This window comes from Arthrobacter sp. E44 (assembly GCF_041877125.1).
Taxonomy (GTDB): domain Bacteria; phylum Actinomycetota; class Actinomycetes; order Actinomycetales; family Micrococcaceae; genus Arthrobacter.
On the sequence record NZ_JBHDJA010000008.1, the window covers coordinates 63,793 to 76,187 of the forward strand.

12 protein-coding genes are annotated in these 12,395 nt (G+C 67.3%); 2 read left to right on the forward strand and 10 right to left on the reverse strand.

From position 1 onward, the window contains the following. Positions 1–120: 120 nt before the first annotated feature. Both ACETK3_RS09075 and polA read right to left on the reverse strand, forming a co-directional pair. Entirely contained in the window at positions 121–1,416 is a 1,296-nt protein-coding gene (locus ACETK3_RS09075; protein WP_306970162.1) for a GNAT family N-acetyltransferase, read from the reverse strand. A gap of 77 nt (positions 1,417–1,493) precedes the next feature. Continuing rightward, positions 1,494–4,136, reverse strand: coding sequence for a DNA polymerase I (polA, locus tag ACETK3_RS09080; protein ID WP_306970275.1), 2,643 nt, complete (start codon positions 4,134–4,136; stop codon positions 1,494–1,496). A gap of 217 nt (positions 4,137–4,353) precedes the next feature. Between polA and ACETK3_RS09085 the strand changes: the two genes are divergently transcribed. Continuing rightward, positions 4,354–4,818, forward strand: coding sequence for a hotdog fold thioesterase (locus ACETK3_RS09085; protein ID WP_236802575.1), 465 nt, complete (start codon positions 4,354–4,356; stop codon positions 4,816–4,818). Between the two features lie 22 nt (positions 4,819–4,840). Here the strand turns inward: ACETK3_RS09085 and ACETK3_RS09090 are convergent, their stop codons facing one another. From ACETK3_RS09090 to ACETK3_RS09125, 8 genes are all read right to left on the reverse strand, one after another. Beyond that, complete coding sequence (locus tag ACETK3_RS09090) at positions 4,841–5,401, reverse strand: dihydrofolate reductase family protein (protein WP_306970164.1); 561 nt, start codon at positions 5,399–5,401, stop codon at positions 4,841–4,843. Positions 5,402–5,486: 85 nt separating this feature from the next. Beyond that, entirely contained in the window at positions 5,487–5,708 is a 222-nt protein-coding gene (locus ACETK3_RS09095; protein WP_236802573.1) for a hypothetical protein, read from the reverse strand. Beyond that, positions 5,705–6,964, reverse strand: coding sequence for an inorganic phosphate transporter (locus ACETK3_RS09100; protein ID WP_272910834.1), 1,260 nt, complete (start codon positions 6,962–6,964; stop codon positions 5,705–5,707). Before ACETK3_RS09100 ends, ACETK3_RS09095 begins: the two co-directional genes overlap by 4 nt. 152 nt (positions 6,965–7,116) lie before the next feature. Next, complete coding sequence (locus ACETK3_RS09105) at positions 7,117–7,623, reverse strand: HAD domain-containing protein (protein WP_306970165.1); 507 nt, start codon at positions 7,621–7,623, stop codon at positions 7,117–7,119. A gap of 17 nt (positions 7,624–7,640) precedes the next feature. Continuing rightward, positions 7,641–8,327 (reverse strand): hypothetical protein, encoded by a 687-nt coding sequence (locus tag ACETK3_RS09110; protein ID WP_306970166.1) that lies wholly within the window; start codon positions 8,325–8,327, stop codon positions 7,641–7,643. A gap of 74 nt (positions 8,328–8,401) precedes the next feature. Further along, positions 8,402–8,833 (reverse strand): VOC family protein, encoded by a 432-nt coding sequence (locus ACETK3_RS09115; protein ID WP_237430389.1) that lies wholly within the window; start codon positions 8,831–8,833, stop codon positions 8,402–8,404. Positions 8,834–8,936: 103 nt separating this feature from the next. After that, positions 8,937–9,656 (reverse strand): response regulator, encoded by a 720-nt coding sequence (locus tag ACETK3_RS09120; protein ID WP_237430388.1) that lies wholly within the window; start codon positions 9,654–9,656, stop codon positions 8,937–8,939. After that, the gene (locus ACETK3_RS09125; protein ID WP_373992771.1) at positions 9,653–11,656 is read right to left on the reverse strand and encodes a DUF4118 domain-containing protein; all 2,004 of its coding nucleotides are present in this window, start codon (positions 11,654–11,656) and stop codon (positions 9,653–9,655) included. Before ACETK3_RS09125 ends, ACETK3_RS09120 begins: the two co-directional genes overlap by 4 nt. A gap of 106 nt (positions 11,657–11,762) precedes the next feature. Between ACETK3_RS09125 and ACETK3_RS09130 the strand changes: the two genes are divergently transcribed. Continuing rightward, complete coding sequence (locus ACETK3_RS09130; RefSeq protein WP_236821921.1) at positions 11,763–12,383, forward strand: L-threonylcarbamoyladenylate synthase; 621 nt, start codon at positions 11,763–11,765, stop codon at positions 12,381–12,383. Positions 12,384–12,395 lie beyond the last annotated feature (12 nt).

Below are 12,395 nucleotides of genomic sequence, written 5' to 3' on the forward strand. Positions count from 1 at the left end.
GATTGCTTTTCAACGCTGCCCTCGAGGGGCAGCAAGTGCGTGCACGTGGTACACGCCCGTTTATTCTAGTCGCTGCCGGCAATGCGGGTCAAAGCGGAAGCGGGGCAGGCCGGCAGCGGATTAGAAGTGCGTCAGGCAGTGGGTGGGCCGCTCCACCGCAAACAGCTGCTGCGCTTTGAAGGCTGCGCCCGGAGTTGCCTCGCAGAGGGCACCTGCCGCCTTCAGCGTCACGGGGCTGATCCCGCCCAGGTAGATGGAGGACAGCGCCGAAACGTCCAGTGCCAGGTCTGCTTTCCCCGCTGCAACACGTTCGACGGCGGCCTCGCCGCCCTGGACGTCCAGCGCGAAAGTTCCACCAGTGAGGCCCAGTGGGTCCCCCACTTCGAGGACCAGCCGTCCGTCCGCAGGGTAGCGCCGGGCGGCCAGGGCCTGCTGGATGTCGAGGATCCGGAGCCAGAGCATGTCGCGGCTGTCCGAGGCGTCGATGCACCGCGGGTCCACCAGCGCCCAGGCCAAGGGATCGTCCACCGGGGCCTCGTTCCAGGACACACGTTCCACGAGGTCGATGGCGCCAAGGTATTGCCACAGTTCCAGATAGGCATGATCCGTGGCGGCAACGAGGTCCACGACCTCCACGGTGGCGGGCGTAGTCTCCCAGCCGGCGAACTTGTAGGAGACGTAGCCGTCCACGCCGCCGTCCGGGCCGTAGTGCAGAGCCGCCTTGATGGCGGGGTCCTCCTTGCCGTCACGGCCCATCGACCCCGAAGCGAGCAGCCAGTACCACTCCTGGCGCCCGAGGGAGCCGGGGGTGTGGCGGTGCACGCGGTCGAAGACTTTAGGGGCAACGTCGAGCAGGACCCTCGGGTCCGCCACCTCCACGGTTCCCGTTGCGTGGTGGCGCAGGCTGAACCGGGCCGTGGTGTCCACCTTGACGGTCCGCTCGAGGCTGGCCACGCCGTAACCAAACCGCCCGTAGATGCTCCCTTCGGAGGCGGTAAGGGCGGCCACCGCGATGCCGTCGTCCTTGGCTGCCTGCAGATCCCCGATCATCATGCGCCGCAGCAGGCCGCGGCGGCGGTGCGAAGTCCGGACGGTGACGGCGGTAACCATCTGGGCTTCCAGCATCCGGCCAAAACCTATGTTGAGGGTTTTGCGGAACGTCCCGAAAGTAGCCACGGGCACCTCGGCCGGGAGCGAGTGCTCTGCCGGTGTTCCGGTCTGGTAGGCGCCGGTGAAGATCCTGCGGTCGACCTCGTAGGTGGCCATGGACCGCGCCACGTGCTCCGGGGTGCGGGTGGAGTCATGGAAGCCGAAGCCCACCGCCCTGCCCCAGGTTTCGGCTTCGGCGTACCCGTCTTTGCCTTTGGACACGGCAGGAAAGCGCCGGATTTCATAGTTTCCGCTCAGATCACCCATTTACCCGAGCCTAGCCAATGGATCCGGCGCCTGACCAGCAAAAACAGCGTCGCATATCGCCGGCGTCCGCGGCGGAGCTAGTGGCCAGCGTCGTACCAGCTGGGTCCCACGCCGATCTGGACTTCCAGGGGGACGCTGAGGTCCGCGGCAGCGGCCATCTGCTCGGTCACCAGTTTCTCCACGGCAGGCCGCTCCCCTGCCGCCACCTCCAGGACCAGTTCGTCGTGGACCTGGAGCAGCATGCGGGACTTCAGGCCCTGGGCCTGGAGTTCGGCATGGACTCCGAGCATGGCGCGTTTGATAATGTCCGCGGCCGAACCCTGGATGGGGCTGTTCAGCGCGATGCGTTCAGCGTTCTCACGCAACTGCCGGTCGGTGCTGGTGAGGTCCGGCAGGTAGCGGCGGCGTCCCTCGATGGTGGCCGTGTACCCATCAACCCTGGCCTGGTCCACCACGCCCCGGAGGTAGTCGCGCACGGCGCCGAAGCGGTCGAAGTAGTCCTTCATGAGGGTACGGGCCTCATCAACGGAAATTTCCAGCTGCTTGGACAGGCCGAAGGAGGTCAATCCGTAGGCAAGGCCGTAGGACATCGCCTTGACCTTGGAGCGCATGGCGCTGGTGACCTGGTCCGTGGGGACATGGAAGATGTTGGAGCCGACGAACCGGTGCAGGTCCTCGCCGTCCTTGTACGCCTGGATCAGCCCAGCGTCCCCGGAGAGGTGGGCCATGATGCGCATCTCGATCTGGGAGTAGTCGGCGGAGAGAAGGCATTCGTAGCCATCGCTGACGACGAAGATCCCGCGGACCCGCCGGCCTTCCTCGCTGCGGATGGGGATGTTCTGCAGGTTGGGGTTGTTGGACGAGATCCGGCCCGTGGCGGCAACGTTTTGCGCGTAGGTGGTGTGGATGCGGCCGTCTTCCGCCACGGACTTCTTCAGCGACTCGATCATCTGCCGCAGCTTGGCGGCCTCACGGTGCGCCATGAGCTGGACCAGGAACTCGTGCCCGGTCTTTTCCAGGAGGTTCTTCAGCGACGCGGCGTCCGTGGTGTAACCGGACTTGATCTTCTTGGTCTTGGGCAGCTGCAGTTCGTCGAACAGGACGGTCTGCAGCTGTTTGGGCGAGCCCAGGTTGACCTCGTGCCCAATGGCGGCGAAGGCCTGTTCCTGGGCCTGGTCGATCACCCTGGCAAGGTCGGCCAACTGGTCGTCCATCTTGTCCATGTCGACGGCGATGCCCGCGAGTTCCATGTCCGCCAGGACGCGGCTGACCGGCAGCTCAAGGGTGGACAGCAGCTCCTCCGCCTTGCGGCTCTTGAGTTCGTCCTCGAAGTAGCGGCTCAGGGCCAGTACGACGGCGCCGGCCTGGACGAGCGAATCGGCCGCGGCGTTGTCATCGCCGTCGAAGGACAGTTCCAGCTGCCCGGCTTTGGCAGTGGCAGCGGGAATTCCCACGTTGAGGTGGTGCTGGGCGAGCTCGGCGAGTTCATAGGTGCGGCGGTCCGGCTGGATGAGATAGCCGGAGATGGAGGTGTCGTCCACCACGCCCTCCAGTTCCAGGCCGCGGGCCGTCAGCGCCTTGAGCGCGGCCTTGAAACCGTGCATGACCTTGGGCGCTTCAGGATCGCGCAGCCATGCCGCGAGCACGTTCTCGGTCTCCGCGTCCTGGTTTGAGAGGTCGACGTAGACCGCGGCGTCGCCGCGGACGATGGCCAGCGCAGCGGCGTCCTCGCCGATGCGGCCCGGGACGAGGTCGACGGCGAGGGCGGAGCGCTGGCCGGCGCCTGCGGCCAGGAAGGCGGCCAGTCCGGCGGCGTCGGCAGGGGCGGTGTATTCCGGGGTGTCGATGCTTTCGCGTTCGGCGGCGGGGGTGCCTGCGTCGCCGTAGAGGGCGAACAGGCGACCGCGGATGGCCTTGAACTCAAGCTGGTCGAAGAGGTCCTCCAGGGCAGCCTGGTCCGGGCGCGGCTCGTGGAGGTCCTCCAGTGTGACGGGGAGGTTGAGGTCGGTGTGGAGCTGGTTCAGCCGCCGGTTGCGCTTGACGTTCTCGATGTTCTCCCGGAGGGCGTCGCCCACCTTCCCGCCAATGGCGTCGAGGTGTTCCAGGACGCCTTCCAGGCCGCCGTACTGGTTGATCCACTTGGCCGCCGTCTTGGGGCCAACGCCGGGCACGCCCGGAAGGTTGTCCGCCGTCTCCCCCACCAGCGCTGCGAGATCGGAGTAGCGGGACGGACTGACGAAGTACTTTGCTTCGATGGCCGCGGCGTCCATCCGGGGGATGTCGCTGACACCCTTCCGCGGGTACAGGACGAAGACGTTGTCCGTGATCAGCTGGAAGGCGTCCCGGTCGCCGGAGACGAGCAGCACCTCGTAGCCTGCCTTCTCCCCCATGGCGGCAAGGGTGGCCAGGATGTCGTCGGCTTCGTAGCCCGGCATCTTGATGGTCTTGATGCCCCAGGCTTCCATGACCTGGGCGATGAGGTCGATCTGGCCGCTCATCTCGCGCGGTGTTTCGTTCCGGCCACCCTTGTATTCGCTGTACTCGGTCTTCCGGTGCGTGGATTCGTCCGAGACGTCGAAAGCGACCGCGATGTGGGTGGGCTGCTGCTCCTTGATGAGGTTGATCAGCATGGAGGTGAAGCCGTGGATGGCGTTGGTGTGCTGGCCGTTGGAGGTGGAGAACTTGTCCGCGGGCAGGGCGAAGAATGCACGGAACGCCATGGAGTGGCCGTCCAGGACCAGCAGCCGCGGCTGGTCGGTAATGGGAATGACGGGCGCTTCGGTAGCTGAAACAGACCCTCCGGCAGCGGGGGCGGCGCTCTTGGCAGCAGGCTTTGGGGCGGCGGAGCGGGACTGCGGGGCAGCCCCCTCATCGATGGCCTGGGACGGGAAGGGAGCCGGTTTGGTTGTTTCACTCACAGGTGCCAGCCTAGTTGCCATGACAGACAATTTCACGCCGGGCGCTTTCGCCGAAGAGCTGGCAGCTGCCGGTATTCCCGACCACATGCACGGCTGGCTGGGGAGGTTCGGCGTCGGCGCACTGGTGGTGAAGATGGGCATCCATTTCCTGGAGATGAGCCCTGAACGCACCGTTGCCACCATGCCCGTGGAGGGCAACACCCAGGTGGCGGGGATCCTGCATGGCGGCGCGCACGTGGTGCTGGCGGAAACCTTGGGCTCCTTCGCCGCGGGAATGCATGCCGGACCGGACCGCCACGCCGTGGGCATCGAGGTCAGTGCCACGCACCACCGGTCCATCGCCGAGGGCTTGGTGACGGGCACGTGCACCGCCATTCACCTGGGACGCACATTGACCACCCACGAGATCGTCATGACGGACGGGCAGGGACGGCGCCTGTCAACCGCCAGGATCACCAATATGCTCCGGGATAACGTCGCCTGAGTCAGGCCCAGGGCCTTCGGGCTCAGGCCTGCGGGCCGGAAGCCGAGGGCAGCAGGTAGCGCAGCTCGACGATCCCCCTGCCCAGGGTGCGGGAGGCAGCCAACTCAAGTGCCGGCGTCGGGCCCTTCATGGGCAGCAGCCGCTTCCCTGCGCCCAGCACCACCGGAATGACGGAGAGGATGATTTCATCCAGCAGGCCTGCGTCGGCGAACTGGGCCGCGAGGTTGCCGCCGCCAACCACCCAGATGTTCCTGTCCCCGGCGGCACGCCGGAAGTCCGCAATGAATTCCTGGACGTCACCGCGGACAAAGGTGATGTCGGCACCCTCCGGCGCACGGTATTCGTGGTGGGTGAACACGTAGCTGGGCGTACCGTTGTACGGCCACTTGCCCGGCTCGTGCTCCTGCAACCAGCCGAAGGTTTCCCCGCCCATGACGATGCAGCCAACCCCGGACATGAAGTCGTTGTAGCTGTCCGCGCCGCCCTCGAAACCGTCAAACTGCAACAGCCAGCCCAGGTCGTCTGTGGTGGTGGCGATGAAGCCGTCAAGGGATGCGGCAACAAAGTACTGGATGCGTGGCATGGGCCCAGCCTAGCGAGCCGGCGCAACCCCGCCAATCAGCGGGCCCGGCCACCGGCCCGGCAGTGGTGCGTGGAGAAGGGCAGTGCTACTTCGAGAAGTACGGGATGATCAGGTACAGCCCGAAGAGGACTGCCACGCCACACAACCCAAAGCAGATGTAGGCGAAGGAGCGCTTGACGCCGGGGGACGCCTGCTGGGCGTCAGCGGCAATCGCTGTGAACCGGACACCCAGCGAGTAGAGGGTCACCACGATTGCCGCGGACACGAGGGTGGCGCCTGCAACGGTCAGGAGTTCCAACCACTTCATCGTTGAGTCTCCTTGCGGTCGGTTGCTTTTGCTCTTGCTTCTGCCCTGGCTTTTGCGTCGGCCTTGGCTTTCGCTTTGGCTTCGGCCCGGGCCTTCTTCTTTGCGAAGCGGACGGCCTGGCCGGCTTCCTCCACCTCGACGGCGTTCTGGTGGCTCACGGAGGACTTTCGTGAGTAGAAGAACATGAACAGGACAGCCGCGCTGCCCGCGACGGCGGCGATGAGGACGCCCACGGCGCCGGTCTTCACCAGGAGGGCGGTCAGTGCGCCGACAACCCCTGCGGCCGGGAGGGTGAAGAGCCAGCCCAGCGCGATCTTGCCCACCATGTTCCAGCGGACGGTGGTCCCGCGGCGGCCCATTCCCGAGCCGATCACGGAGCCGGAGGCCACCTGCGTAGTGGAAAGGGCGAAGCCCAGGTGCGAGGACGCGAGGATGGCGGACGCGGTGCTGGTCTCCGCCGCAAAGCCCTGGGCGGGCTTGACCTCGGTCAGGCCCGAGCCCATGGTGCGGATGATGCGCCAGCCGCCGGCGTAAGTACCGATGGCGATGGCCAGGGCGCAGGCCGAGATCACCCAGAGCTGGGGGCCGGAGCCGGGGGCCTGGGTTCCGGCGGCGATCAGGACCAGGGTGATGATGCCCATGGTCTTCTGGGCGTCGTTGGTGCCGTGGGCCAGGGCCACCAGGCTGGAGGTGAAGATCTGCCCGGTGCGGAACCCGCCGCGCTTCTGGGTGAGCTTGGTGCCCGTCTCGGGATCGTGGCGGGAGGTCAGGGCGTAGGCCAGGCGCGTGCAGACATAGGCGGCGAGGCCGGCAATGACAGGAGCGAAAACAGCGGGAAGGATGACCTTCTGGAGCAGGGTTTCAAGGTTGACGGAGTTGAAACCCGCGCCGACGATGGCTGCGCCGATGAGTCCGCCGAACAGCGCGTGCGACGAACTGGACGGCAGGCCCTTGAGCCAGGTGATCATGTTCCACAGGACGGCACCCATCAGCCCGGCGAAGATGATCTCCGGGGTGATCTGGACGCCGCCGGATCCCTCCCTGATGATGCCGCCGGAGATTGTCTTGGCAACCTCGGTGGAAAGGAATGCGCCCACGAGGTTCAGCACCGCCGCCAGGGCGACGGCCGTCTTGGGCTTGATGGCACCCGTCGCGATGGGCGTTGCCATGGCGTTCGCGGTGTCGTGGAAGCCGTTCGTGAAGTCGAAAAATAGTGCCAGTGCGATGACCAGCGCCACCATGAAGGTGATATCCACCTGTTGCCCAATCTGCAGAGTCGACGGTCAGCAGTTTCACTTACCAGGCTGCCTTGCACAGCATAGTTCACCAGCTGTTTGCGTGGAATGACTTGCGGCGCGGGCACAACCGGCGGGAAACCCTAACGATCGTACGCGTCCCGGGCATGAGGTCAAAACACGGGTTGGAGCAGGAAAGACCGGAGCCGGTCCAGTTCCGGAGGCGTTATTCCGCGCCGGGGATGCGGCGAGACGGTCAGGATGCGGCGGCCAAGGATCCGGGCCCACTGCTGTGCTTCAGCCTCGAAGGCCAGTTGGTCGTCCACCCAGGCCACGGCGTCCGGGCCCGTTTTTTCAACATCCGCCTGGATGGCCCGGAGCTTCCACCAGCCGGTCCCGCCGGCGGCCCCGTCCGCGGCGAGGTACGGCCAGTTCCGGCCGGCAAGTCCGACGGCGGGACACAGGTATTGCGGGGCCAGTTCCTCCCAGCTGGTGAGCCAGACGCACCGCAGCCAGGGCGTCCGGGCCAGGGTGTTGAGCCCGGTCACGAGTTCGGCAGCGAAGGCCACCGGCAGCAGCCCGACGTTGGCGCGCCGCCATTCAGAGCCCCAGCCGGTTACGCCGTCCGGGCCGAACGGACAGACCACCCCGTCGACGTCCAAATAGAGCGTGCGCCACACACTGCACCTGCAGGGACTCAGCCCTGGTGGAACTGGGGCGGCCGTGGCCCGGCATCCAGTTCCGGCGCAATCTTCTCTTCGAGGGCCGCCACCGTGACATCGGGCAGGACGATGAGGCCGTCCAGCTCATGACGCGCCCGCTTGTAGGCGGCTTGACGTTCGGCCGGGGTGGCAGCGTCGTTCTCGGCGATGATCAGCAGTTTGCGTGCCGTGGCCAGCCGTTCGCGTTCGGGCCCGCTGAACTTGCTGTCCCGGACGCGCCGGGCTTCCCGCTCGGCCACGTCAAGCGCCACCGCAAAGTTGTTGACCGCCTGCCGGTACGCGTCAAGGCCGGCCACCGACCGGAGGTCTTCGGCTGAGGCGGGCCGCTGGCCGTCCGCTTCCCGCTTGGCCCGAAGGAAGGCTACCGTGAGCAGTTCGCGGACGTCCGTCATCATCGGGAAATCGATCAGCTTGCCCACGTCCAGCTCATAGTCGAGCCACCGCCGATTGGTCGCGTCGTGCGTCGCCATCAGCGCCTGCACCTCGCCCACGGAGGCCCTTTCGGCTTCCAGCGCCTGGTTCCTGAGCTTGTACAGTTCAACCCGGCGCCGGTGCCGGCGTTCGCCTGCCTGCCGCCAGCCGCTTGCCCAGCGACCGGCGAACGCCATCAGCGGAAATACCATCCACCACTTGTCGGAGAGAAACTCCATGAGGGGGCTCACCCGTTAATCCTCCCAGCCCGCGGGCCCGGCCTCAAGAAGCAAGGGAAGATCCACCACCCGGCGGGACAGGGAGGTCAGGGGGCCGGAGTCACCTGCGCGGCGTTGACGTTGACCAGCCAGGACACTCCGAACCGGTCGGTGCACATGCCAAAAACATCTCCCCACGGAGCCCTTTCCATGGGAACTGTCACTGCTCCCCCGTCGGCGCTGAGCTTCTGGTAGTAGCCGCGAAGCTCCACCTCATCGTCCCCGCTGAGGGAAATGGATATGGAGGAGCCAGGGTGGTATTGCATGCTGTTGGGGGTGTCCGCGCCCATGAGTACCAGGCCCTGGGTGGTGGCCAGCATGGCATGCATGATCTTCTCCGCTTCCGCCGGGTCTTCGCCGGCCTGGAAGTCGCCGAAGGTGCTGAGCGTCAGTTCGCCGCCGAACACGGACTGGTAGAAGTTCATCGCCTCGCGGGCATTATCGCGGAAGCTCAGGTAGGGATTGAGGACTGTTGGCATGGGAGGGTCTCCTTCGAAGGGGCCGGAACCGCATCGGCCGGAACTGGGGCAGACACCATCCTGCCCCATGCTGTGACGGCCCGGAAGGGAAACACTCCCCTGTTCACGGCACGAAGCGGTAACCGGCGCCGGCTTCGGTCAGCAGGTGCCGGGGATTGCCTGGATCGTCCTCCAGCTTCCTCCGCAACTGGGCCATGTACACACGGAGGTAGTTGGCTTCCTTGCCGTAGGACGGTCCCCAGACTTCGGCCAGCAACTGCTGCTGCGAGATGAGCCGCGACGGATTGCGGACCAGGATTTCCAGGATGTTCCACTCCGTGGGGGTGAGCCGCACGGGCTGCCCGGAACGCAGGACCTGCCGGGCCAGGAGGTCAACGGTAAAGCCGGCGGAGCTGACCAAGGGGTGTGTCTTGGCCTGCGGCACCCTCCGCAGCAGCGCACGCAGCCGCGCCAGCAGCTCATCGAGGCCAAAGGGCTTGGTGATGTAGTCGTCGGCGCCGGCATCAAGGGCGCCCACCTTGTCCGGGGATCCATGGCGGGCGGACAGGACCAGGACGGGCACGGCGCTCCAGCGGCGCAGGTTCCTCAGGACCTCGGTCCCGTCCATGTCCGGCAGGCCCAGGTCCAGGACCAGCACGTCCGGCGCGGACCGGGAGGCCGCCGCGAGCGCGGAAGCACCGTCCACGGCCGTGTCCACCGCGTAGCCGTGCGCGGCGAGCGTGATCCGGAGGGCCTTCAACAGGTGCGGATCGTCATCGATGACCAGGACCCTCGCCTTGGCCTGCCGGGCACTGCCAGGGGTGCCGCCGTCGTTCCCCCTCATGGCTGCGCCCCGGCAGCCGTGTGAATGCTGGGGCTGCCGCCGGCGGGGGCGCTGGCCGGTATGCCGGTAGAGAGGGGCAGGCGGATCACCATGGTCAGGCCGCCGCCCGGGGTTTCCCTGGCGGTGAGCGTTCCCCGCATCGACTGGACGAAGCCCTGCGCCACCGAGAGTCCCAGTCCGATCCCGGTGGACGTGGATGTGTCGTCGAGCCGCTGGAACGGACGGAACATCTCCACCACGTTGCGGGCCGGAACGCCGGGGCCGTGGTCAATGATCTGCAACTCTCCACAGGGATGACCGTCCAGGACACTGCCGCCGGCACCGCCTGCCACCACCACAGCCGTGCCCGCGGCATACTTCAGCGCGTTTTCCAGGATGTTGGCCACCGCCCTCTCCAGCAGGCCGGCATCGGCATCCACCGGGGGCATGTTGGCCGGCAGCGCCACCCTCACCGCTCCCCGGGGCAGGCCCCGTAAAGCAGCTTCAACGGCCTCGGACCAGCGGACCGGGCCCAGCAGCGGTTCCACCGATTGCGCGGTGATCCGCGACATGTCCAGGAGGTTGGCCACCAGCAGGTCCAGCCTGTCCGTGCACTCATCGATGGTCTCCAACAGGTCATGCTGCTCCGCCGGGGTGTAGGAGACGCCGTGCTGCAGGAGCCCGCCGGCAGCCAGCTTGATCCCGGCCAGGGGCGTACGGAGGTCGTGGGACACTGCCCGGAGGATGGCAGTGCGCATGGCGTTTCCCTCCGCGAGGCGGAGCATTTCGGTGCGGGTGGCTGCCAGCTGGCGGCGCTCGAGCTGTGCTTTGACGTGGACCGCGAAAGCGGCCAGCAGCCTGCGCCCGGACGGTGGAACCTCACGCCCCAGCAGCACCAGCGAGGTTTCCTCATCCACCTGCTCAACGGTGGTAGCGGGAGTTCCGGTGCCGGGAACCCCGGCCAGGGGCCCCCGCAGCCGGTCCGCGGCATCCCCGGCTGCGGCAACCACCTGCCAGCCGCCCAGCCCAACGTCCGATCCGGCGTCGTTCTTCACTGCCGTGCCCGGCCCGTCACTGCCCCCGGCGGACGCGTGCCCATCGGTACCGGGTCCGGCGCCGGGCCGGGCCAGGACAGCGGCGCCGGTGGCGCCGAAAACGTTCACCGCTTCAGCCAAAAGCCCCTTCAGGTTGTCCTCGTCCCGGGACGCCGCGAGGGCCAGATCGGCCAGGGTGGCTGCTTCGGCCCGTGCCGTGGCAGCCTCCTTGGACCGCCGGGCAGACCGGTCCACCACCCCTGCCACCGCAACGGCAACCCCGGCGAACACGGCCAGCGACAGGACGTCCTGCGGGTCGTGGATGGCAAGATCCCGCAGCGGCGGCGTGGAAAAGTAGTTGACCAGCACGCTGCTCCATAATGCTCCCGCAATCGCGGGCCAGAGGCCCCCCACCAGGGCGACGGCCACCGCGCCGGCCAGCTGCAGCAGTGCCGCCGTGGCCACGCTGTGGTCAAAGACTGCCAGCAGCAGTTGCAGCCCGGCCGGAAGCGCGGCGGCGAGCGCAAACCCGATCATCACCCTGCGGCGCCCCAATGCGGTCCGCTGCCCGGCGCCCCTGGACAGGGATGGCCGGGACACCACCGGCCGGGACACCACCTGGACATCGATGTCCCCGGCACCGCGCACCACCTTCGCTTCCACGCTGCCGCCGGACAGGACGGCAAACCTGCGGCGGCTCTGCCCTACCAGGATGTGCGTGGCATCGTGCGCGCGGGCATAGTCGAGCAGGGCCCCGGCGACGTCGCCGGACGAAAGCGCGTGATAGCTGCCGCCGAGCCCTGCGACGAGCTGCCGCTGGGCCTCCAGCGCATGCGGCGACTCGCCCTGCGCGCCGGACGGGGTCCGGACGTGGACGGCAAGGACGTCACCTTCGCCCGCCCGCTCCAGGAGCTTCCCGGCGCGGCGCACCAGGAGGTCTCCCTCGCCGCTGCCGTTAAGGCCGATGACGATGCGTTCCCTAGCCATGAGGCACATTCTCCCACCAATGGGCAGGGCAGGTGCCCTCCTCCGCCGCGCCGGCCGGCGGCGGAGGAGGGGTGCGGTGCGGCCCGCGGGAACGTAGGCTCGGGGCATGGCCCGATTCTTTGATGTCCACCCCCACGACCCCCAGCCCCGCGCCATTGCGCAGGCGGTGAAGATCATCCGCGACGGCGGCCTGATCGCCTACCCCACCGACTCCTGCTACGCGCTGGGCGCGCAGATGGGCAACCGCGAGGCCCTGGACCGGATCAGGAGCATCCGGCACCTGGATGACAAGCACCACTTCACGCTGGTCTGCCGGGACTTCGCCCAGCTGGGGCAGTTCGTGAACATCAGTAATGACGTGTTCCGGAGCATCAAGGCCGTCACCCCCGGCAGCTACACGTTCATCCTGCCCGCCACCAGGGAAGTTCCCAAGCGCCTGCTCCATCCCAAGAAGAAGACCGTGGGCGTGCGTATCCCGGACAACCGCGTGGTGCAGGCGCTGCTGGCCGAACTGGGCGAGCCGCTGCTGTCCAGCACACTGCTGCTGCCGGATGAGGAGGAACCGCTGACCGTGGGCTGGGAGATCAAGGAGCGGCTGGACCACCAGGTGGATGCCGTCATCGACGCCGGGGACTGCGGCGCCGAGCCCACCACCGTGGTGGACTTCTCCAGCGGGGTCGCCGAGATTGTCCGGCGCGGCATGGGCGATCCGTCCAGGTTCGAATAACCCACACAGGAG

Excerpts from the sequence above, each read along its gene's own strand:
- ACETK3_RS09120 (WP_237430388.1), bottom strand. The coding sequence starts at position 9,656 with ATGAGGGGGAACGACGGCGGCACCCCTGGCAGTGCCCGGCAGGCCAAG.
- ACETK3_RS09095 (WP_236802573.1), bottom strand. The coding sequence starts at position 5,708 with ATGAAGTGGTTGGAACTCCTGACCGTTGCAGGCGCCACCCTCGTGTCC.
- ACETK3_RS09125 (WP_373992771.1), bottom strand. The coding sequence starts at position 11,656 with ATGGCTAGGGAACGCATCGTCATCGGCCTTAACGGCAGCGGCGAGGGA.
- ACETK3_RS09085 (WP_236802575.1), top strand. The coding sequence starts at position 4,354 with ATGACAGACAATTTCACGCCGGGCGCTTTCGCCGAAGAGCTGGCAGCT.
- ACETK3_RS09115 (WP_237430389.1), bottom strand. The coding sequence starts at position 8,833 with ATGCCAACAGTCCTCAATCCCTACCTGAGCTTCCGCGATAATGCCCGC.
- polA (WP_306970275.1), bottom strand. The coding sequence starts at position 4,136 with ATGGCGTTCCGTGCATTCTTCGCCCTGCCCGCGGACAAGTTCTCCACC.
- ACETK3_RS09075 (WP_306970162.1), bottom strand. The coding sequence starts at position 1,416 with ATGGGTGATCTGAGCGGAAACTATGAAATCCGGCGCTTTCCTGCCGTG.
- ACETK3_RS09090 (WP_306970164.1), bottom strand. The coding sequence starts at position 5,401 with ATGCCACGCATCCAGTACTTTGTTGCCGCATCCCTTGACGGCTTCATC.
- ACETK3_RS09130 (WP_236821921.1), top strand. The coding sequence starts at position 11,763 with ATGGCCCGATTCTTTGATGTCCACCCCCACGACCCCCAGCCCCGCGCC.